The sequence below is a fragment of the Fictibacillus phosphorivorans genome (assembly GCF_001619875.1).
In the GTDB taxonomy this organism is placed as follows: Bacteria; Bacillota; Bacilli; order Bacillales; family Fictibacillaceae; genus Fictibacillus; species Fictibacillus phosphorivorans_B.
The window spans coordinates 179,958-200,702 of record NZ_LRFC01000038.1; the positions used below are offsets into that span (position 1 = coordinate 179,958).

The following is a 20,745-nucleotide window of genomic DNA, read 5'->3' on the forward strand; positions in this document are numbered from 1 at the left end:
AGAGAGTGTATGTACGTGTTCAGTGGACAAGGTCTTTATTAAGAGCAAGTTTAAACTATATATTCACGTTATTTTTTATAAATTCACGTTATATGAATTAATTTCACGTTAATCAAAATATATTCACATTAATTGTCATAATTTCACGTTAGCCAATTTTTAACAGGTAATACGAAAAAAGATGACTCGTTATCAAAACGAGTCACCTTCATCACTTACACTTGCAGATATGCAGGTACTGCCTCTTTCGTCAGGATGTTTCCAACATAGAAAGATCCGAACTCGCCGTAGCGCGCACTTACTTCGTCAAAGCGCATTTCGTAAACGAGTTTTTTGAATTGCAGCATGTCGTTGGAGAACAGCGTTACGCCCCATTCCCAATCGTCCAAGCCAACTGATCCAGTGATGATCTGCTTCACTTTCCCTGCATAGCCACGGCCGATCATACCGTGAGAGTACATCATCTTCTTGCGCTCTTCCATCGGCAGCATGTACCAGTTATCGTCACCATCACGACGCTTGTCCATTGGATAGAAACATACATGCTTCCATTTTGGCAGTTCAGGGAACAGACGAGCTTTAATCATCGGATCCATCTCGCCACTTTCGTTTTGCGGGTTGTACGTACTTAACTCAACAACAGAAACGTAAGAGTATTCTTTTACCGTATATTGCGCGAATGCTGTCTTGTTAAATGCGTTCTCGATCTCGTTTAGTTCTTCCATCGTAGGACGAAGAAGCATCATCATGAAATCAGCTTTTTGCCCCATGATGCTGTAAAGAGCATGACTGCCCGCTTTGTTTGCTTCTACGTTCTCCCATTTTTCAAGAAACGTTAAAAATTCGTTAATCGCATATTCTCTCTGGTCACTCGTAAGCGTTTTCCAAGCGGCCCAGTCCATCGAACGGAAATCATGAAGGCAATACCAGCCTTCTAGTGTAATCGCTGCTTCACTCATCGTATCTTCACTCCTTGCTAGATATAAACACGTCCCTACAAATATACCATAAGTAGGGACGAATCCAAAAAGGAGGGATTAACTATATTGGCGGAGCAGCTGCTCAATTTTTGCTTTTACACCAGAAGGATTTTGCAGCTCGCTGCGTGTTAGCTTAAGGCGTACTTTTGTTTCGTCAAGATCCATCGCCTCTGACAGCATACCGAACAATCCTTTCCCTTTTTTATCAATTTCAAGTAACAGTTCGATGCTGTCTGCCTTTGGAACCATAATTACTTCTAACTCATCAAGACTTCCTCTATATGCTCCTGAAGTCGGCACATATTCGAACTCTTGTAAAAATGGAAGTCTCTGGCGCATATAGCGCGGTGCAGAACCGCAGTATGCTTTTCTGAGGCGGAACCCAAGCTGTTCGATCGCATCAAAAATGGCAGACGTTTCCGCATCTGGCAGCACACGAATCTGATCATTGTCTGTAGGATCTACAGCCATCTGAATATCGAGTCCTGTTTTAATCCAGACAGGCGTATGGCCGAGAGTTAACGGTGCATCATACGGTAGTTTAAATGAAAACGGGATCTCTTGCTGGCTGCCCGCTTTTACGGTAAGAGAGCTCGTAACAGTCGTTTTCTCGATCGCCGCTGTTTCACGAACTTTTTTATCATCTATTTCACGGTAGTATTCTGTCATGACATAAAGGGTAATGTGATCGATGGTTTGATCGACCTTGCCGCCTTCAATTTTTATCTTACCTGTTATGTTTTCGCCAGGTGCGTAAGTATCTTTATCTAAAAGGGTGTCTACCTTTGCTGATCCGATTCCTACTGAAGCTAACATGCGGTTTACAAATGACATTTGAATTCCTCCTCCAAATTTTTCAATTAATTGTACGGAGGGGCACTTGAAAAGATTCATGTGCAAATAAAAAAACTTTCTTCCAATTTGGAAGAAAGTTATTTCAGTCTAGGCTATCATCTTTCTACATGCGTCCGCACATCTGAAACAGGCTTTTGCACACTCCTGACAATGCTCGTGTTCGTGTTGTTCACATTCATTACCGCAGGCTTCACAAACTTTTGCACATAGTTCACAGATTTCTTTGATGAACGGGCTGTTTCTCGCCATCATCTCTGCAGCATAACTGCAAATATCAGAGCATTCACGATCAAGTCTGATACAATCTGCCATCATCTTTACGTCTTCTTCTTTTAAACAAGCATCATAGCAATGGTTGCACGCTTGGATACAACGCAGGCATTCATCGATGCACTCTTGAAACGTTTGGTTCATTTCGGAAAAACCTCCTATCATTGATTTTAGTAAAATGTTCCCCTAAGCTGTCGTTGTAAACATGTGAGGTTTAGACGTTGAAAAATTCAAAATATAAGAACTTCTCCTATCAAGCGCTTACAACTGTATGGGTAGGTTTAAAAGGTATGGAAAAAGGAGTAACCTAATAGGGAGTGCAAAAAGTAGAGTAGTTTATAGGAAATAGGAGGCAAATCATGAGTGATCTTTTTATAGATTTAAAAAACAAAGTACAATCCGCAAATCCGGTTATCGTTTTTCCTGAGGGGACGGACGAAAGAATTCTAGAGGCAGCTAGCCGTCTAGCATCTGAAAAAGTATTGCAGCCTATTTTAATAGGAAACCCTGCTGACGTGACAGCAAAAGCACAAGCTGGTGGTTTTTCACTAGATGGTGTACAAGTTCTAAACCCTGCTGAATATGGGGAGTTCGATGCATTGGTTGACGCACTGGTTGAACGCCGCAAGGGTAAAACAACAGAAGAGCAAGCACGCAAAATTTTGTTGGATGAAAACTACTTCGGAACGATGCTTGTATACACAGGAAAAGCTCACGGACTTGTTAGTGGTGCAGCACATTCTACAGCTGACACTGTTCGTCCGGCGCTTCAGATCATCAAAACAAAAGAAGGCGTGAAGAAAACATCTGGTGCGTTCATCATGGTTCGCGGTGACGAGAAGTATGTGTTCGCTGACTGCGCGATCAACATTTCTCCAAACAGCCAAGACTTAGCTGAATCTGCGATGGTTTCTGCTGAAACGGCTCGCGTTTTTGGAATTGACCCGAAAGTAGCGCTTCTTTCATTCTCTACAAAAGGATCCGCGGTTTCACCTGAGACGGAAAAAGTGATAGAAGCATTGGAAGTTCTTAAAGGTATGAACCCAGATTTTCCGTACGACGGAGAGCTTCAGTTCGACGCAGCGTTCGTCCCGTCTGTTGCGGCTAAAAAAGCTCCAGAATCACCTATCAAAGGGGAAGCGAACGTATTTATCTTCCCAAGCCTTGAAACAGGAAACATCGGATACAAGATGGTTCAGCGCCTAGGCGGTTTTGAGGCAATCGGGCCGATCCTTCAAGGATTGAACATGCCTGTTAACGATCTTTCCCGCGGCTGTAATGCAGAAGACGTTTATAAATTAGCCTTGATTACAGCGATGCAAGCACTGTAAGTTTATGTAGTGGGAAAAGCCAGCTCATTGTGAGCTGGCTTTTTTATGTCAGTGTACGCAAAGATGCTGATAATAGGTTTTTGTACGTTTGGAACGGACACTATTGCCATGTTATATAAGTTTTCCGTGATGAACATTCATTTTTCCTTAATAAGAGGTCGTTTTTCCGTGATGAGAGGCTTTTTTTCCGTGATAAACATTGTTTATTCAGTGATTATTAAATAAGTTGTCTTTTTCCCATGGAATAGGCGCTATTGGGACCTCAAAAGACACCATCACCTATAGTGACAGTGCCTTCTCGTTTCGATCCCACATTCGTTTAATATTTCCAGGTAGCAGCTCGCTTTCCTCCGCTGAAAGCTGTCCGCTGTAAAAAAGTTCGCTATTCTTGTGCAATACACCAAGTAAAGTAGCGTGAATATCCGAAACGGTCAGAGGACGTCCGAGCAGTTCCGCCAAACTCGCCATAACGCGAGGCTCAATCACCGGATACTGAAACTTTGTCTCCTCACCCGCTAATCCTCGCTTATAAAACTCTCCGATCAGCGCCGCACGCTCTGAACCGCTGCCGTCCACGCAAAGGTAGATCTGTACAGCGACCCCGCCGCGCATACGCCGCTGAGAAATTCCTGCAAATTTTTTTCCGCCGATGCTTAGGTCATAACTTCCCGGGCAATAAGAACCGACGATCTCATACGCTTCAAACGCCGTATCATAAGGCGCGAGCAGCTCTTCAACAAGTGCCGTCATCGTGTCGTACCCTTGATTGATGTCGATCGTGCCTTCTTTTTCAGGAAGGATCAGTGAGATGTTTAGCACGCCGCTGTCAAGCACTACGGCAAGCCCTCCAGAATTCCGCACAATAACGCGATAACCTTTAGACTCCAGAAAATCAATTCCCTCCTTCAAATGAGGAAGGCGTGTATCTTGTATGCCGAGGACAATCGTGTCATGGTGAACCCACGTGCGTGCGGTTGCCGGTGAACCGCCGCTTCCAATCGACGTGCAAAGGGTGTCATCGGTCGCAAATGACTGCCGCGCATCAAATGACGGACCGAGGGTAGACTGGTCGATCAGCCGCCAAGCGGGCTGACTCAGTAAATGATCCGCCATTACAGTTTCTCTGCCACAATAATAAAGGATTTTGGAATGCCTCGGTCGAGTTCATCCGGGTGTGGTTCTTCAACGAACTGTTTGATCAATAGTCCAGCTGTACCGATTGCTGTAATGATTTCACCGAGCGTCCATTGGCGGATTTGCACTTGAAACGGTGCGCGTTCCTCTGATGTTGCGTACTGCATCTCAGGCAAAAACTTAGAATACGCAACGTCTGTCGTTATGAGCTCTTCGCTAAAATAGTTCCCTGAAACTTTATGTTTTCGTACCGCTTGGCTTTTGCCTTGAGATTCTATAAGTTTTGTAGATACAGGGTGAAAGTCTTGCAGAATAAGTGTTCCGCCTTTTTTCAAAAGACCTGCAACTACCGCAAAATAGTCGCTCAGATCAGTAAAGTAGTGAAGAATGCCGTTCTCCATAAACGCCATATCATAATCTGCAGACATTTCGGATTCTGGCAGATTCAATATATCCTCTACCACATAGCGGACATTAACATTAGCTGCATCAGCCAGTTCACGCGCATAAGCTGCATTCGATTCTGAAATATCGATTACGGTAACATTTGCTCCGAGCAGTGAGAGTGCAACTGCTTTACTGCCATGAGAACCTAATAGATTTACGACCTTTTTGCCCGAAACGTCTCCAACGTACTGATCCAGTGGCTGAAGGCGGCGCTTAGGATCTTTTTTGATACGTGCAACTGCTTTTTCCGGCATGCCATAGCGGTTTACCCAAGCGTTATAAGAGCTGTTGCTCCATGCTTGTCCGTTTCTAATTCTGCGTTCTTGATCCATGATTTGTTCCTCCTGAAATCTATATAAAATCTATCATTTCCGTATTAAGCCTTATCTAGTATAACTCAAATTAAAAGGGTAAGAAAATGGTGGATAACAGATATCTTTTACCGATAAATAGAAGGACCAGCTAGAAAAAAATAGTGGTTGTTTTCAAAGTTATGAACACGATACAATAGGGTATATTCTATTTAAATACAACACGAATTTGGTACAGAAAATACCTTCTCGACGTAATGATTGAGGAAGGGATTTTTCTTTTTTACGAGAACTCTTACCTATAAATGCTGTAGAGAGGGAGCAGGAAAAATTCAATGGCCAAACCATTAGGAAAGTTGCACGAAGAGAAAGTATTTAAAGATCCAGTGCATCGATACATTCATGTGCGTGATGAGCTGATCTGGCGTCTGATCGGCACGCGCGAGTTTCAAAGGCTGCGCAGAATTCGGCAGCTTGGAACGACATACTTAACATTTCATGGAGCAGAACATAGCCGTTTTAGCCATTCTCTTGGTGTTTATGAGATTACGAGGCGGATCATTGATATTTTTCAAGAAAAACAAACGTGGGATCCTGAGCAGCGTCTGCTCGTTCTGTCCGCTGCCCTTTTGCATGATGTAGGACACGGTCCATTCTCACACTCCTTTGAAAAAGTGTTCGGGGTCGATCATGAGGAGTTCAGCAGAGATATTATTTTAGGAGATACAGAAGTTCATAACGTCCTTTTGCAGATGGGTGAGGATTTTCCGAAGCAAGTGGCAGAAGTGATCGCTAAAACACACCGAGATAAACTGATTGTCAGTTTGATCTCAAGTCAGATTGATGCAGATCGAATGGATTACCTTTTACGAGATGCCTATTTTACTGGTGTAAGCTACGGCAACTTCGATATTGAGCGGATTCTTCGTGTGATGCGTCCGACAGAAGAAGGTGTTGTCATTAAATCAAGTGGAATGCATGCAGTGGAAGATTACATAATGAGCCGCTACCAGATGTACTGGCAAGTTTATTTTCATCCTGTAACGCGCAGTGCTGAAGTCATTTTGAGTAAAATTCTTCACCGGGCGAAGGAACTCTATGAAACAGGGTATACCTTTAAAAGAGAGCTGTCTCATTTTAAAACGCTGTTTGAAGGCAATGTTTCACTTCACGACTATATCTCTCTAGATGAAGGGGTTATTCATTATTACTTCCAAGGCTGGATGGAAGAAGAGGATGCTATTCTTAGCGATCTTTGTCAGCGATTTATTGATCGGAAATTATTTAAATATACCGAAATGGTTTCGTTTACGGATGGACATTTATTGTCCGGCTACTTTACAGAAGCAGGCATCAATCCGAAATATTATTTAGTCGTCGATTCATCATCAGATCTGCCATACGATTTTTACCGTCCTGGTGAAAAAGAAGAGCGCCTGCCGATCAACCTGTTGAAGCCAAACGGCGATATTCGTGAGCTATCCCGCGAATCGGATGTTGTGGAAGCCATTTCAGGAAAACGCCGAACAGATCACAAGCTGTATTTTCCACTTGATCTCATTGAGGCGATTGAAGACGAAACGCTTAAAAGTAAAATTAAAGAGATTTTAAATAGATAGAAATTCTGAGAGTTAATGTTGTAAGCAGTGAGATTTTGAAGGGTAAACTTTAGGAGCATTTTAAGTGTTTATAAAAGAGTCCTTTTAATTTGGTCTTAATAGACTTCACTGACAAGTTGATTGAAGTGGAAGGGGCGAGACTCCTGCGGGACAAGCGGGCGGGTGAGACACTTAAACGTGAAACGTTACGAATGTGGCTCACCGACTGCCCCGCGGAAAGCGAGCGCCTGAAACGGAAATCAACTACTCTCAAGAGCAACATAGGTTACGCAAAGAGCCTACAAATAGATAAAACGAAAAAGGATGTTAGGGGGAAGTACTGTGTTCGAGGATCATTTAAAAGTAGTGACTTTGATTCAAGAAGCCGGGGAAGTCGTGGGCCGGAAGAAGCTTCAAAAGATGGTGTATATCGCAAAAAAGTTAAATTTTCCTTTTCAAGAAAAGTACCAATTCCACTTTTATGGCCCGTATTCCGAAGAGTTGACGCTAAAAATTGAAGAGCTCTGCAACATGGGATATATACATGAGGTGAAAGAAAAGGTGAGCGGTTACTCGCAGTACCGGTATGCTGTGAATGAAGAGGGACAGAAGCTTCTTTCTACATATGGTGCGGAAATCGAACAGTTAGGGAACTGTGTCCGCTCGATGAATGAGCAATCCTCGCGTTTTCTGGAGCTCGTTTCAACTGTTATGTATTTTGAAAAGCTTGAGCCAGATGAGATCAAAGAAAAGGTCCAGACCGTTAAAGCGAAACAAAAGTACACAGAAGAAGAGATGGAAGAAGCTTTTACTTATATCAACTCATTAAAAAGCCAGGTACAATAAAAAAACCTGTTTGAGGGCTTGTTCGTTCAGCCTAAGAACAGGTTTTTTGATTACCATTTAAATTGAAGCGGATAGCCGTGATTGTAAAGGCCGTAAAAATAAATAAATCCTATGAATATAAAAAAGGGAACGATAATGGCAAGCAATGTAGTAATAAAACCTTTTATAACACTCTTATCGTAAAGGCGAGTTGCGTAATAGCCGATTCCTAGCCCTAAAAATAACAAACCTAAAATTAAAGCCGCAAGCCAAATCTTCATGTGACACCATCCCTTTTTATCAGCATATCCACCACGTTCTTCCTATAAACGACAGTTTATTTGAAACTTTTTTCGATCTCTTGCGACTAACATGAAAAAGGAGGGCTTAGTGATGAAAAACATGAAGCTGTTTTTAATGGCATGTCTGCTCGTTCTCCTTGCCGCTTGTGGCTCTAAACCAGTGCCAGAAGAGGACAAACAGAACGGAGCACCTCAAGTTGAGAACGAGATACCTGCTGAAAAAGCAGGTGTAGAAGCAGAGCTCGCAATTGAAGAGGGCAATGAGGAAGCCAAATTCACGTTAAAAAATTCTTCCGATCAAGAAGCGGGAACTGGAACCGCATATGTACTAGAAAGATGGACAGATGGGAAATGGGAGAAAGTAAATAACAATCAAATGTTTACTGAGCAGATGATCATGGTGAAGGCTGGGGAAAACTATGATCAAGCCATTGATTTAAAGGATCAAGAGGCAGGGACCTATCGCGTGTCAAAAGACTTTTTTATGAATGAAGAGAAGGAAAAGGTCGCTGTTGTGTTTGATAAAAAATAAGAAAAGACCAAATACAGCTAACGGTTCCCGATAAAACGAGAAAAAGCAAGCCAAATTGCATAGTAAGTAGCACTATAAATCGCAGCGTAATTCGTTGCGGTTTTTTCTTGGTGAATAAAGATTTTGGTGAAAAAAACGCCACTTTAATTACCTCATTTAGCTCCCCCTTTAAGCGCAAAGATTAAAAGGAGTTAAAAAGAGTATATTGCTTAAAAAGTGCTGTCCTTATTTCATAAGCGAACAGGATTGTCGAAAAAAGAAAAACGTTAAAAATATATAAAGGGGTGGAGTTTTGAAGACATGGCATGTGATTTTTTTAGGCACTTGCATAATAGTAGCAGCGATAATAATAAGTATAGGACTTAATGGTATAGATAAAAGCATAGATGCCTTAATCTCAAGATAATAAATCCAGATAAAAATCTAAAAGTTTTTTCAGCAATCGGGTACGTTAATTGAAGATCACAGAGCTGTTTGTGCAGATTTTTTTTCAATTAAAGGGCAGTATTCCTGAAATAAGTTATTCCATGATCGGGTGCTATTGTATTTAGATAGGTTACATTTTATTAGAAAAAGAGCATGGAGTTAAATCCTCGAGTTTGAAATAATGGACATTTATTAATTGTAATAAATCATCAATCGTCCAATCATTCTTTTGGGGAGGTGTAAAATGATATATTTAGAAACATCTAGATTGCAATTACGTGACTGGAAAGAAGCAGACTTAGAACCATTTAGGCGACTAAATGCTGATGAAGATGTTATGAAGTATTTTCCTAAAACCTTATCAACCGAAGAAACAAATGTGTTCTATAAATCAATTTTATCTGAATTTATAGAATGTGGATTTGGGTTATATGCTGTGGAAGTAAAGGAAAATAAAGAGTTTATAGGATTTATTGGATTTCATAGGGCAACATTTGATTCTGATTTTACACCGTGTATAGAAATTGGATGGCGACTGAAAAAAGAGGCTTGGGGAAAAGGATATGCAACTGAGGGAGCGACAGCCTGTTTACAATATGGATTTAACGAATTGGGTTTTAGTGATGTCTATAGTTTTACTGCCGATGTTAATAAGCCCTCAAAAAATGTAATGATAAAAATCGGTATGAATTTTATTAAAACTTTCAATCACCCGAAAGTTAAGAAAGATAGTCATTTAAATAAACATGTGCTATTTCATATAAATCAAAAATAAATCTGCTGGTGGGTGTGGATTGCGTAACAAGACAAAAAGTAAACGACCAGAAAAATTCTGGTCGTTTACTTTTTGTCATTTAAATTATAGTGCTATTTAAGCTGATGAACAGCATTTAGTGAGGTAAAAACGCTAACTGATAGAAGAACAATACCGCAAATAGATAGACTAAGAACGGAACTTCGCGATATTTACCTTTTACTACTTTTAAGATTGGATACGAGATGAATCCTAGTGCGATTCCTGTTGCGATTGAAGACGTCAGTGGCATCGTTAAAATAATTAAAAACGCAGGAAACGCTTCATCTAACTCGTTCCACTTGATCTTGCTCAAAGATCCGAGCATCAAACTACCAACGATAATGAGTGTTGGTGCCGTAATGGCTGCTAGTCCTGAAATGGCACTTACGAGTGGTGCGAAGAAGGCAGCTAAAACAAACAAAATGGCAACGACAACGGATGTTAAGCCAGAACGGCCACCTGCTGCAACACCTGAAGAAGACTCGATGTAAGCACTCGTTGGACTCGTTCCAAATGCTGCACCAACCGTAGTTGCAACAGAATCTGCGAGAAGGGCTTGGCGTGCACGAGGCATCTTTTTGCCTTTCATGAGACCAGCTTGTTCAGCAACACCGACCATTGTTCCCGTTGTATCAAAAATCGTAACAAGCAAGAAAGAAAAGACAACTGCATACAATCCATATTGGAACACATCTGAAAATGCGGTGATCGGATCACCAAAGATGAATAGCTCTGATGGCAGGTTTGGAACAGACATGATTTTGCCAAACTTTAGTTGCTCCGTGTAATAAGCAATAGCACCTGTTGCAATCATTCCGAAGAACAATGCGCCGTTCACGTTTAATGCCATTAAAATAAGTGTGATTGCAAGTCCGGCAAGTGCCAAGAGTACAGATGGTGAATGCAGATCACCGAGACCTACTAAATTTTCGGGATGAGCGACGATGATTCCAGTAAGTCGCATTCCGATAAAAGCGATAAATAATCCAATACCAGCAGTAATCCCGTGCTTTAAGTTTGCTGGAATGGATTCGATTAATTTTTCACGAAATGGTGTTAACGATAAGATCACGAAAATGATACCTGCAACGAAAACAGCACCGAACGCAATTCTGTAGTCAATGTTTGGGTTATTCCCGACAACCGAAAACGCAAAATATGCATTCAGCCCCATACCCGGAGCGATGGCAATCGGATAGTTTGCGAGAAGTGCCATCCACAATGTTCCGACAACTGTGGCGATGATCGTTGCCATAAATACCGTGTCAAACGGAACTCCTGCAGAATGTAAAATAATCGGGTTAACTACAACGATGTAAACCATTGTTAAGAAGGTGGTAATTCCCGCTAAGATTTCTGTTTTAATGGTTGTACCAAGCTCTTTAAGTTTGAAAAACGATGAAAGCATGTGCTAGAACCTCCAAAATACGAACGATTTATAAGTACATGTTATATAATATTCGTTTTTAGGGAATTATTCAACATATATCTTTAAAGTTTCCAACTGAGAGTTTTTTATGTTTTGTGATACAATACGTGGTAACAATGAATGGTAGAGGAGCTGGAAGCATGAAAGATTTTTTCAATTCCAATGATAACGCCAAAGACGGCGATAAAAAGAAAAAAGGGATGGGCTTTACCATCATTAGCGGAGATTCAACCGATGGCCATGGCGGGTATGGGGTAGGCAGTCTTACGCTTGATCATGTAACGCCTGTTATTGTAGACGTTGAAGACTCCAACGCTTATATCGATATGGGCGCGATGCATGCGAGAAGTGATGTGGAGAAGCGCATCAAATTCACCCCGAATCGTGAAGATACACCAAATCCAAGATTGTATTGGCTCGTTTGGGTAACAATCAATCGCGGGGCAGAAGGTCCATATTATTTCGGTCTAACCGCTTGTGAAATGCAAGTAGACGTTGAAGCTCGACGTGGCTATAAGAGTTTGCCAGAACACGTGAACCGCATGGATAAATCCATGAAGGGGAAAATCATCGTTGAGGATATGGATATAAATGCTCGCCGTGTGCTCGGAAACTTCCTTAAAGAGCATGATGAACAGATGTTTAACCGTTCTAGCGATGAAATCAAGGCATTAGTGGAATAAATATGGCAAAGTTATGAACCTTTTTTGAACATTTTTTAAATAACTTGTGACAAGAAAGCACTTCCATTAGAATGTAGATAGCATTGTACACACAATGTTTCTAGGACAATAAAGTGCCCGGGGCTCCTGTAGTAGAGCTCCGGGCATTTTATTTTGTGTGCCTAACTGATTACTGCTGGCCATTTAGAGTGGGCAAGTCGACATCTGACGAGGTATGTCGACTCGTGGATAAAATGTCAAAACTTTTGGATTCGAAGCGTAAACTTCTGGATTGGAGCTCAAAACTTGTGGATTCAAAGCGTAAACTTCTGGATTGAGCGTCAAAACTTCTGGATTCAGCCCCAGCTTGCACTGCCCAAGCGCCATCTACCAAGAAAAAATCCGCTTAAAAAAGCCCTTCTTCTCTTTCTTCTGCTCTAGTTTCTCTTTTATTTCTTTTGATACGCCGTGTTCATCACAATACTCGACAGGCTCTGTTCCTTTTTCATAATACGAGATGCGTGTTACTGGGCAGCTTTCGGTAGCGAGCTTGCCGTTTTGCGGGTTGATGGTTACCGCTGTTACTCCTTCTGGCTTTTCGAACGATAAGATCTGCTTATTCTTTAATGCGCCTTCCATAAAATACGCCCAGATTCGCTTGGAGTAGCCAGTATCGTTCACATCATGCAATTCTTCGTTGTTATCGTAACCGACCCAAACACCGGTAACGAGTTGTGGAGCATAACCGACCATCCAGCTATCGTTCGGTGTGGAGCCTGACTTTCCTGCCATAGGACGTGTTAGATAATGATTGATACTTGAGCCTGTTACGCTAGTATAATCGTTCAGCTTCTCATCAAATGTTCCTTCTAAAAGATCGGTCATCACAAACGCTTTGTTTTCATCGATGACTTGTTCGCTTTCGTACTTATGCTCATATAGCACTTCACCTTTAGAGTCGGTAATCTTTGTAATAAAAACAGGTTCTACCCTTTTGCCGCCATTTGCAAAAACGCCATATGCGTTTGTCAGTTCTAAAACGCCCACTGCCTTAGACCCGAGAGCAAGCGAAGGAATTCCGGCAAGCTCACTCTTTATGCCAAATTTCTTTGCTGTTTTCACCAGTTTTTCAGGTCCTAAATATAGGTTCGTTTTAACAGCATAAATGTTATCAGAAAGAGCGAGCGCTTGTGCCATCGTTATAAAATCATTGGCGTAGCGGTTCTTAAAGTTCTTCGGTTTATAGTTGCTTACACCGTCTCCCATCGCGAATGTGGTGGGTTCTGATTTGATCGGAGTCGATGCGGTATATCCGTGCTCGAGTGCCGTGTAGTACAAAAACGGTTTGAACGTTGATCCTGGTGCCCGTTTCGCTTGAAGTGCACGGTTGAAAGAACTTTCTTCAAAATCCCGCCCGCCCACGAGTGCTTTTACATCACCACTGCGAGGATCCATAGCGACTAATGCGGTCTGAATGGAGCTGTTATCGATGATCCGGTTCTCAATCGTATGTTCTGCGACTTCCTGCATGTGTGGATCGAGTGTTGTGTAGATGCGAAGTCCGCCAAACTGTATGGAATTTGTGTTTACGTTCAGTTCTTTTTTTAATGCACGCATAACAGCATCCTGAAAATAGGGAGCGACCGTTGCGACCTCTTCCTCTTCTTCCCGAACAAAGGATAATCTATCTGATGTGGCTTTTTGAACGTCTGCTTTTTTGATCGAACCATCTTCAGCCATTGAGCTCAAAATGATCCCTTGTCTTTTTTTAGCGTTTTCTTCGTGTAAGATCGGTGAATAGTAGCTTGGCCCTTTCGGAATCCCTGCTAGCATACTTGCTTCACTTAAAGAAAGTTCCTCTGCATTCTTTCCAAAATAATAACGTGAAGCAGACTGTATGCCGTAAGAACCGTGACCATAATAGATCGTGTTCAAATAACCTTCTAAGATCTCATCCTTTGAATAACTCATTTCAAGGCGAAGTGTGTAGAACGCTTCTTGAAACTTTCTTCGCCACGTTTTCTCGTGTGTAAGAAAAAGGTTGCGGGCATACTGCTGGGTAATCGTGCTCGCCCCTTGCACTTTTGCGCCGGCTTTTACGTCAGCGAGCAGTGCTCCGGCAATCCTCTTCAGATCAAATCCGTTATGTTTATAAAAACTTTTATCCTCAATTGAAATGGTGGCAGAGATCAAATTCTTATCTATTTTTTTGAGCGGAACCCAATATCTATTCTGCCCTCCGTTATTGATCTCTCCCATCTTTGAACCGTCAGCGGCGTACATGATGGTTGTTTGCGGAACGAGCAATGCAGGCGGACCCATGAGTTTAGCAAGAAGCAGCAGTCCAGCAATAGATAGCGCAAAGCTTCCTGAGGCAATGATTCCCCATTTTTTGATCCAGCGTATTTTCTGCTGTTTTGTAGCTTCTTTATAAATCTGCCAAAACTTCATAATCCGCCCTCCTTAAAAACTCTCATTTTCTTATCTAGTATGGTGAAAAAAGGTGCTCCTTAAACGTAGGAAAGGGAATGAAGTGCTATAATGGCAGGGAGACTGAGGAGGTTCGGAATATGCTTATACAAAACATTCAATATATGACGGTAACGGATGATGGAAAATGGATGGTAGAGGAAGGCGATATCCTTATAAAAGACAATAAAATTGATTCAATAGGAAACGTGGAATGCGATGAAAAGGTTGAGAAGCTCGACGGAAAAGGGATGCTTGCGCTGCCTGGTCTTGTGAATGGACATCAGCACACTCCGATGTCACTATTGCGCTGTTATAGTGATGATGTAACCTTAATGACATGGCTAAATAAAAAGATGCTGCCTCTTGAGATGAAGATGAACGATGAAGATCGTTATTATGGAGCACTGCTTTCGATGGCGGAAATGATTAAAAGCGGAACAACTTCTTATGCGGATATGTACATAGGCATTGATACCATTGGAGAAGCGGCTGTGGAATCCGGGATTCGTGCCGTTATCGCTCGTGGACTTATCGCGATGGATTCGGATTATGAAGGGCGGTTAAAGGAAGCGGGAGATGTGGTTGACCGCTGGCACGGAAAAGGAAACGGACGGATTACAACGATGATCGCACCTCACTCACCGTATATGTGTCCACCTGATTTCTTGAAAGCTGCAGTCCGTTTATCAACCGAAAAGAACGTTCCGCTTCATATTCATTTAGCAGAAACGAAAGATGAAGAGAAAATGATCCAAGAAAGATATGGTTTGCGCCCCGTAGAATATTTAAGACAAGCAGGTGTGTTTGATCGGCATGTGCTGCTTGCCCATGGGGTTCATTTTAGCGATGAGGATTATGAAACGTTAAAAAATGTTCAAGGCGGCATCATCCACAACCCGGTGAGCAACGCGAAGCTCGGTTGCGGGATCAGTGATGTGAAGCGTTTAATGGAAACCGGTGTGAAAGTAGGTCTAGGAACGGATGGTCCAGCAAGTGCTAGCTCTCTTGATCTATTTTTAGAAATGAAAGCGGCTAGCTGGTTCCAAAAATTAAAATACGAAGAGGCGGCAGTCCTTAGTGCACACGATGTGTTGACCATGGCAACACAGAACGGAGCAGACATCCTTGGAATCGGAAGTGAAGTCGGATCGTTAACAGTCGGAAAGAAGGCCGATATCCTATTGATGGACATGAATAAGCTTCATCTGACTCCTAGTCATGAACCGGCAAACTTGCTCGTTTATTCAGCAACAGGACAAGACGTTGATACGGTGATTATCGATGGCAAAATTGTCATGCGCGGGCGCGAGTTGAAGACGATTGATGAAGAAAAAGTGATGGCAAATGCTAAAGAGCGAACGAAGGAGCTCTTACAGCGGTTGTAATATGACGAGGGTGTCTCGAAATGAGGCACTTTTTTAATGCAAAAAAATATTGACATAAAAAATAAAATAATGTTATTATAAAATATTTGATTAAAATGACTATATATGATAGGCTTGAAAAGGTTACCAAATCTGGAGGTGGAGTATTTGTTTCAAATTGGCGATAACATTTTTTATCCAATGCACGGAGTAGGTTTAATTGAAGCCATAGAAGAAAAAGAATTCCCCGACCAAAAACAACAGTATTATGTTATAAAAATGTCAATCAGTAATATGCAAGTTATGATTCCAGCGAATAAAATATTGAGTTCAAATATACGACCAGTTACGGATCTACTTGCATTAAAACAAATTATCCACATTTTTCAGCATGGAGAATCAGAAGAGTTACTAACGTGGAAACAAAGGTATAAAATAAACTCGGACAAACTAAAAACGGGTGAAATACAGGAAGGTGCTGAAGTTGTGCGTGATTTAATGCGTATGAAGAAAGAAAAAGCACTTAATGCGAGCGAAAAAGTAATGTTAGATAATGCATATGGATTTTTAATTAGTGAACTTGAAGTAATCAAAGGAATCACTGAAACCCAGATTAAAAGTTTCTGTTAAGGTTTAATTAAATGGTATGGGGTCTTGAATAGGATCTCATTAATAGTCGTTTCAGAGACATCACACTTCTTAAACTTACTTATATTAACCTCTATAATTTCTACAATAATCTAATCCTTAATTTTGATTTTACTTTCCTCTATAACCCTATGAAGTTTTTTAAATGAATTCTACTCAATAATCACTTGATCGTTGTAATACTGATTCACACTGGCACGGACAAGGAGCCGTAAGGATGGAAGAGAGGTAGGGCTTCCATTGTTTTAGATATACCTCAGTGACTATTTTTAGAAGAATTACTTATTCACCTCCACTAGTACTGTTGATTGACTATAAAAATGGGAAAAGCAGCCGAGAGTGGGTAACGACGGTTGCTTTTTTTATTTCAGTTAATAATTTCAGAAAATTATGTTAAAATAAACAGGGTTTTAATATCACTAATTAAATAAAAGAAGGAGGCCAACACGTCATGATCATTAAATGGATCAAATTTCGTTAATGACAAGTGCAGGCCAAGATGACTCCGTTGAGTACTTATTGCTCTGCGCTTTACACAAGGCGAAAAAATAAAATCACGGAGGATACAAATGATGAAACAACAACTTTTACAAACGAATAATGTGGATATAAATACAGAAAGCTTCGGTAAACCTAGCGATTCTGCTGTTCTACTCATCATGGGTGCAATGTCTTCGCTCGATTGGTGGGATACAGAGTTTTGTGAGCGTCTTGCAGCAGCTGGGAGATATGTGATTCGGTATGATCATCGCGATCTCGGTCAATCTGTCGTCTATGAACCTGGCACGTCAAACTATACGATTACGGACCTGGCTGATGATGCGTTTGGAATTCTAGATGCGTATTCCATAGAGAAAGTAAATATTATGGGAATGTCTCTGGGTGGAATGATCGGGCAGATTATGGCGATCATGCATCCTGAACGTGTGCTTAGCTTGACGATCCTTGCGTCCAGTGTTTTTGGTTCTGAGCAAGCTGAGCTGCCTCAGATGGATCAGAAAATCTTAGATTTCCATGGAGAAAGTGCTTCTATTGATTGGTCTGACCGAGAAGCGTCCATTGCTTATTTAGCAGAGGGATGGGCAGTCCTTTCAGGATCCAAGCCTTTTGAAAAGGAAAGAATGTACGCATTGGCAGAAAGAGAATACACCCGTGCCAAACAGATTCAAAGCCGGTTTAACTATATTTTTCTAGGCGGCGGTGAAGAGTATTTAGATCGGATGAGTGAAATTGGAGTTCCGACAATCATACTTCACGGAACTGAAGATCCAGCTCTTCCGTTCGAACACGGTCAAGCGCTTGTGAGAGCGATTCCGCATGCTGATCTCATCACGCTCGAAGGAACGGGGCATGAGTTGCATACAGAGGATTGGGATATCATTATAGATTCGATTGTAAGGAATAGTTCTATAGGAAATTAAAAGTCGAGGAAGCCATGAACAACGGCTTGGGTGTTCATGGCTTTTTTGATTCTTGAGTTCCAGGCATGTTGGTAAGAGGGGTATAATGCTGGGTGTTTAGAGTCGAATTTTGTCAACTCGCCGATATATGATCAAAACTCGCCGGATTATAGCAAAAACTCGCTGGATTAATTCAATAATTTCTAGGATTATGGCCTCAATTTCCTGAATAGAGTTAATAATACCCCTCCTGGTATTAGGTCAAGTCACTTATAAGAGCAAATGCTGCCCTATTTGTCGTTTGTAAAATAAAGATCAGAATAAAAGGATCACATTAATAAAGTTTTGTTCCTTATTATCCGATTTTTTTAGAAACTCCACTAATAAGAAATCGCCCGTGCACGAAACACGGGCGAATGGAGCGTCAGAAGGGACACACGAGTCGGTAAAGCGAGGCCGGTTTTTCTTCAGACGAAAACCCGGTGCTTTTACACGTGTGACAGAGGCCTATTTATTTTTAGACGTAAGGACAGTAACGATAAGCGAGCTAAAAGCGACCGCAAACATCAACGCCTCAAAGATCGTCAGAGGCATCACCCCCCTTAACTGTAAGCTGCGGATACCCGCAAGATGTCCAGCTTCAGTTTAAAAAAGGGAATGCGCCGACCGTCTGTCCTTCTGAACGCTATCTTCATTATACCACTTAATTAATCAGAATAGTCTGCCAAAAGAAACGGGGTATTTGACCTATTTTTAATAATGAAAGATTAGGGAACAGTAATGTGGTATGGAAAGGGAGCGGCTATTTAGTATTGACGCACATTCTTACAAAAATTGAATTGGAATCTTAGGGCTGGAATGCTATAATCATTTTGTTTGTAAAAAGTCGAAACAACGATGCCTGGCATTTCAAAATATATAGTAGGAGTGAGACCAACATGAGTATTTGGTTTACTGAAAAACAAACGGAAAATTTCGGAATTACGATGAAAATTAACAAAACGTACGTATCTGAGCAAACAGAATTTCAAAAGCTAGATATGGTAGAAACAGAAGAATTCGGAAACATGCTGATCCTTGATGGCATGGTAATGACTACACAAAAAGACGAGTTCGTTTACCACGAGATGGTAGCACACGTACCTCTTTTCACACACCCTAACCCAAAACACGTTTTAGTTGTAGGCGGAGGAGACGGCGGAGTAATCCGTGAAGTGCTGAAGCATCCATCTGTTGAAAAAGCAGTACTTGTTGAGATCGACGGAAAAGTAATCGAGTATTCTAAAAAGTACTTGCCTGAAATCGCTGGTGACCTAGAGAACCCACGCGTAGAAGTACAAGTAGATGACGGTTTCATGCACATCGCGACAAGCGAAAATCAGTACGATGTTATCATGGTTGACTCAACAGAACCGGTTGGACCAGCTGCTAAGCTTTTTGAAAAAGGGTTCTATGAAGGAATCTCAAAAGCACTTAAAGAAGACGGAATCTTTGTTGCACAAACAGACAACCCATGGTTCACGCCTGAGTTGATTTCTCAAGTATTCAGTGACGTTAGCGAAATCTTCCCGATCACACGTCTTTACACAGCGAACATTCCAACTTACCCAAGCGGACTTTGGACGTTCACGATCGGGTCTAAAAAGCACGATCCATTAGAAGTTCCAGCTGATCGTTTCCACGAGATTGAGACGAAGTATTGGACGCCACAGCTTCACACAGCTGCATTCGCGCTGCCGAAGTTTGTAAGTGACTTAATTAAAAAATAATACTGTAATCGTAAGCTTTGTTGCTTTTGAAAGTAGTTGATTTCCGTTTCAGATGCTCGCTTTCCGCGGGGCAGGCAGTGAGCCACATTCGCAACGTTTCACTCTTAAGTGTCTCACCTGCCCGCCTGTCCCGCAGGAGTCTCGCACCTTACACTCCAATCAACTTTTCAGTGAAGTTTTCTTTGGGAAAGTGAGAGCATAAAGTAACCGATCATCTGTTAGAAATATCAGTATTAAAAATAAAAATGGGGGCCGTCAAAAGCGGGTGTGAACTTGCTTTCGGGACGGTCCCGTATTTTACATAAGGAGTGTAAAACATGCGTTTTGATGAAGCTTATTCTGGAAATGTGTTTATCTTAAGCAAACCTGATTATAAAACGGCAGATGCTGTTCTTTACGGAATGCCGATGGATTGGACGGTTTCCTTCCGACCAGGCAGCCGTTTCGGTCCAGCTCGTATTCGTGAGGCGTCACTTGGACTTGAAGAGTACAGCCCATACATGGACAAGCATCTTGAAGAAGTGAACTATTTTGATGCAGGTGATATTCCGTTGCCTTTTGGTAATCCGCAGCGTTCACTTGATATGATCGAAGAGTATGTTTCCACGTTACTCGCTGACAACAAGTTTCCGCTTGGAATGGGTGGAGAGCACCTAGTCACTTGGCCTGTATTTAAAGCATTGAAGCAAAAATATGATGACTATGTAGTGATTCATATTGATGCGCACGCTGACCTTCGCGAGCAGTATGAAGGTGAAGTACTCTCCCACTCTACACCGATCCGTAAAGTGTGTGATCTGATCGGAGCAGAAAACGTGTATTCGTTCGGAATCCGTTCTGGAATGCGTGAAGAGTTTGAATTTGCAAAAACAAGCGGCATGCACATGTACAAGTTTGATGTAGCAGAACCTCTAAAAGAAGTTCTTCCAACATTAAAGGGACGTAACGTGTACGTTACGATCGACATTGATGTATTGGATCCATCTGCAGCACCAGGAACAGGAACAGCAGAAGCGGGCGGAATCACATCTAAAGAGCTTCTTGAAGCGATTCAGTTGATCGCAAAAGCGGACATCAACGTGATTGGTGCAGACTTAGTAGAAGTGGCCCCGATCTATGATCACTCCGAACAAACACCAATCGCAGCAAGCAAGTTCCTTCGTGAAATCTTGCTCGGCTGGGTAAAATAATTGA

19 protein-coding genes are annotated in these 20,745 nt (G+C 41.7%); 11 read left to right on the forward strand and 8 right to left on the reverse strand.

The window, feature by feature from the left end; translation table 11 throughout:
- Positions 1-215 precede the first annotated feature (215 nt).
- From hemQ to AWM68_RS16955, 3 genes are all read right to left on the reverse strand, one after another.
- Positions 216-959 carry a hydrogen peroxide-dependent heme synthase gene (hemQ, locus tag AWM68_RS16945; RefSeq protein WP_066244582.1) on the reverse strand — a complete coding sequence of 248 codons (744 nt, stop codon included), beginning with the start codon at positions 957-959 and terminating at the stop codon, positions 216-218.
- A 78-nt stretch (positions 960-1,037) separates the two neighbouring features.
- On the reverse strand, positions 1,038-1,814 hold the full coding sequence (locus tag AWM68_RS16950; protein ID WP_066244585.1) for a sporulation protein: 777 nt from the start codon (positions 1,812-1,814) through the stop codon (positions 1,038-1,040).
- Between the two features lie 108 nt (positions 1,815-1,922).
- Positions 1,923-2,249, reverse strand: a complete 327-nt coding sequence (locus tag AWM68_RS16955; protein WP_066244589.1) for a four-helix bundle copper-binding protein — start codon at positions 2,247-2,249, stop codon at positions 1,923-1,925.
- Positions 2,250-2,464: 215 nt separating this feature from the next.
- On the opposite strand from AWM68_RS16955, the gene pta reads away from it, so the two are divergent.
- Positions 2,465-3,436, forward strand: a complete 972-nt coding sequence (pta, locus tag AWM68_RS16960; protein ID WP_066244591.1) for a phosphate acetyltransferase — start codon at positions 2,465-2,467, stop codon at positions 3,434-3,436.
- Between the two features lie 279 nt (positions 3,437-3,715).
- Here pta and AWM68_RS16965 read toward each other — a convergent pair whose 3' ends face one another.
- Both AWM68_RS16965 and AWM68_RS16970 read right to left on the reverse strand, forming a co-directional pair.
- Positions 3,716-4,549: a lipoate--protein ligase family protein gene (locus tag AWM68_RS16965; RefSeq protein ID WP_066244594.1), complete on the reverse strand. Its 834-nt coding sequence runs from the start codon at positions 4,547-4,549 to the stop codon at positions 3,716-3,718.
- Positions 4,549-5,349 (reverse strand): class I SAM-dependent methyltransferase, encoded by an 801-nt coding sequence (locus tag AWM68_RS16970; RefSeq protein WP_066244597.1) that lies wholly within the window; start codon positions 5,347-5,349, stop codon positions 4,549-4,551. Before AWM68_RS16970 ends, AWM68_RS16965 begins: the two co-directional genes overlap by 1 nt.
- 314 nt (positions 5,350-5,663) lie before the next feature.
- Here AWM68_RS16970 and AWM68_RS16975 point away from each other — a divergent pair, with 314 nt between their 5' ends.
- Both AWM68_RS16975 and AWM68_RS16980 read left to right on the forward strand, forming a co-directional pair.
- Positions 5,664-6,947 (forward strand): HD domain-containing protein, encoded by a 1,284-nt coding sequence (locus AWM68_RS16975; RefSeq protein ID WP_066244599.1) that lies wholly within the window; start codon positions 5,664-5,666, stop codon positions 6,945-6,947.
- 321 nt (positions 6,948-7,268) lie between these two features.
- Positions 7,269-7,772, forward strand: coding sequence for a YwgA family protein (locus AWM68_RS16980; protein WP_066244602.1), 504 nt, complete (start codon positions 7,269-7,271; stop codon positions 7,770-7,772).
- Between the two features lie 50 nt (positions 7,773-7,822).
- Here AWM68_RS16980 and AWM68_RS16985 read toward each other — a convergent pair whose 3' ends face one another.
- Positions 7,823-8,032, reverse strand: a complete 210-nt coding sequence (locus tag AWM68_RS16985; RefSeq protein ID WP_066244604.1) for a hypothetical protein — start codon at positions 8,030-8,032, stop codon at positions 7,823-7,825.
- Positions 8,033-8,144: 112 nt separating this feature from the next.
- Between AWM68_RS16985 and AWM68_RS16990 the strand changes: the two genes are divergently transcribed.
- Positions 8,145-8,585, forward strand: a complete 441-nt coding sequence (locus tag AWM68_RS16990) for an immunoglobulin-like domain-containing protein (RefSeq protein ID WP_066244607.1) — start codon at positions 8,145-8,147, stop codon at positions 8,583-8,585.
- Positions 8,586-9,255: 670 nt separating this feature from the next.
- A complete protein-coding gene (locus AWM68_RS16995; RefSeq protein WP_066244609.1) occupies positions 9,256-9,786 on the forward strand; it encodes a GNAT family N-acetyltransferase in 531 nt (176 codons plus the stop codon).
- 115 nt (positions 9,787-9,901) lie between these two features.
- On the opposite strand, the gene AWM68_RS17000 is transcribed toward AWM68_RS16995, so the two are convergent.
- Positions 9,902-11,215 carry an NCS2 family permease gene (locus AWM68_RS17000; RefSeq protein WP_066244611.1) on the reverse strand — a complete coding sequence of 438 codons (1,314 nt, stop codon included), beginning with the start codon at positions 11,213-11,215 and terminating at the stop codon, positions 9,902-9,904.
- Positions 11,216-11,376: 161 nt separating this feature from the next.
- Here AWM68_RS17000 and AWM68_RS17005 point away from each other — a divergent pair, with 161 nt between their 5' ends.
- Positions 11,377-11,919 (forward strand): YwhD family protein, encoded by a 543-nt coding sequence (locus tag AWM68_RS17005; RefSeq protein WP_066244613.1) that lies wholly within the window; start codon positions 11,377-11,379, stop codon positions 11,917-11,919.
- A gap of 366 nt (positions 11,920-12,285) precedes the next feature.
- Here the strand turns inward: AWM68_RS17005 and AWM68_RS17010 are convergent, their stop codons facing one another.
- Positions 12,286-14,349: a transglycosylase domain-containing protein gene (locus AWM68_RS17010; RefSeq protein WP_066244616.1), complete on the reverse strand. Its 2,064-nt coding sequence runs from the start codon at positions 14,347-14,349 to the stop codon at positions 12,286-12,288.
- A 119-nt stretch (positions 14,350-14,468) separates the two neighbouring features.
- Here AWM68_RS17010 and AWM68_RS17015 point away from each other — a divergent pair, with 119 nt between their 5' ends.
- The 5 genes from AWM68_RS17015 to speB all read left to right on the forward strand — a co-directional run bounded on the left by AWM68_RS17015 (position 14,469) and on the right by speB (position 20,741).
- Complete coding sequence (locus tag AWM68_RS17015; protein ID WP_066244618.1) at positions 14,469-15,755, forward strand: amidohydrolase; 1,287 nt, start codon at positions 14,469-14,471, stop codon at positions 15,753-15,755.
- Positions 15,756-15,902: 147 nt separating this feature from the next.
- Entirely contained in the window at positions 15,903-16,364 is a 462-nt protein-coding gene (locus AWM68_RS17020; protein WP_066244623.1) for a CarD family transcriptional regulator, read from the forward strand.
- 590 nt (positions 16,365-16,954) lie between these two features.
- On the forward strand, positions 16,955-17,803 hold the full coding sequence (locus AWM68_RS17025) for an alpha/beta fold hydrolase (protein ID WP_066244625.1): 849 nt from the start codon (positions 16,955-16,957) through the stop codon (positions 17,801-17,803).
- A gap of 917 nt (positions 17,804-18,720) precedes the next feature.
- Positions 18,721-19,551, forward strand: a complete 831-nt coding sequence (speE, locus tag AWM68_RS17030) for a polyamine aminopropyltransferase (protein WP_066244627.1) — start codon at positions 18,721-18,723, stop codon at positions 19,549-19,551.
- Positions 19,552-19,868: 317 nt separating this feature from the next.
- Positions 19,869-20,741: an agmatinase gene (gene speB / locus AWM68_RS17035; protein ID WP_066244630.1), complete on the forward strand. Its 873-nt coding sequence runs from the start codon at positions 19,869-19,871 to the stop codon at positions 20,739-20,741.
- Positions 20,742-20,745: the final 4 nt, after the last annotated feature.

Bases quoted from the DNA above. Each gene is read 5' to 3' on its own strand.
- AWM68_RS16955 (WP_066244589.1), bottom strand. From the start codon at position 2,249: ATGAACCAAACGTTTCAAGAGTGCATCGATGAATGCCTGCGTTGTATC.
- AWM68_RS16965 (WP_066244594.1), bottom strand. From the start codon at position 4,549: ATGGCGGATCATTTACTGAGTCAGCCCGCTTGGCGGCTGATCGACCAG.
- AWM68_RS17010 (WP_066244616.1), bottom strand. From the start codon at position 14,349: ATGAAGTTTTGGCAGATTTATAAAGAAGCTACAAAACAGCAGAAAATA.
- AWM68_RS17015 (WP_066244618.1), top strand. From the start codon at position 14,469: ATGCTTATACAAAACATTCAATATATGACGGTAACGGATGATGGAAAA.
- AWM68_RS16950 (WP_066244585.1), bottom strand. From the start codon at position 1,814: ATGTCATTTGTAAACCGCATGTTAGCTTCAGTAGGAATCGGATCAGCA.
- speB (WP_066244630.1), top strand. From the start codon at position 19,869: ATGCGTTTTGATGAAGCTTATTCTGGAAATGTGTTTATCTTAAGCAAA.
- AWM68_RS17000 (WP_066244611.1), bottom strand. From the start codon at position 11,215: ATGCTTTCATCGTTTTTCAAACTTAAAGAGCTTGGTACAACCATTAAA.
- AWM68_RS17025 (WP_066244625.1), top strand. From the start codon at position 16,955: ATGAAACAACAACTTTTACAAACGAATAATGTGGATATAAATACAGAA.
- AWM68_RS16970 (WP_066244597.1), bottom strand. From the start codon at position 5,349: ATGGATCAAGAACGCAGAATTAGAAACGGACAAGCATGGAGCAACAGC.
- AWM68_RS16975 (WP_066244599.1), top strand. From the start codon at position 5,664: ATGGCCAAACCATTAGGAAAGTTGCACGAAGAGAAAGTATTTAAAGAT.
- AWM68_RS17005 (WP_066244613.1), top strand. From the start codon at position 11,377: ATGAAAGATTTTTTCAATTCCAATGATAACGCCAAAGACGGCGATAAA.
- AWM68_RS16995 (WP_066244609.1), top strand. From the start codon at position 9,256: ATGATATATTTAGAAACATCTAGATTGCAATTACGTGACTGGAAAGAA.
- hemQ (WP_066244582.1), bottom strand. From the start codon at position 959: ATGAGTGAAGCAGCGATTACACTAGAAGGCTGGTATTGCCTTCATGAT.
- AWM68_RS16990 (WP_066244607.1), top strand. From the start codon at position 8,145: ATGAAAAACATGAAGCTGTTTTTAATGGCATGTCTGCTCGTTCTCCTT.
- pta (WP_066244591.1), top strand. From the start codon at position 2,465: ATGAGTGATCTTTTTATAGATTTAAAAAACAAAGTACAATCCGCAAAT.
- AWM68_RS16985 (WP_066244604.1), bottom strand. From the start codon at position 8,032: ATGAAGATTTGGCTTGCGGCTTTAATTTTAGGTTTGTTATTTTTAGGG.
- speE (WP_066244627.1), top strand. From the start codon at position 18,721: ATGAGTATTTGGTTTACTGAAAAACAAACGGAAAATTTCGGAATTACG.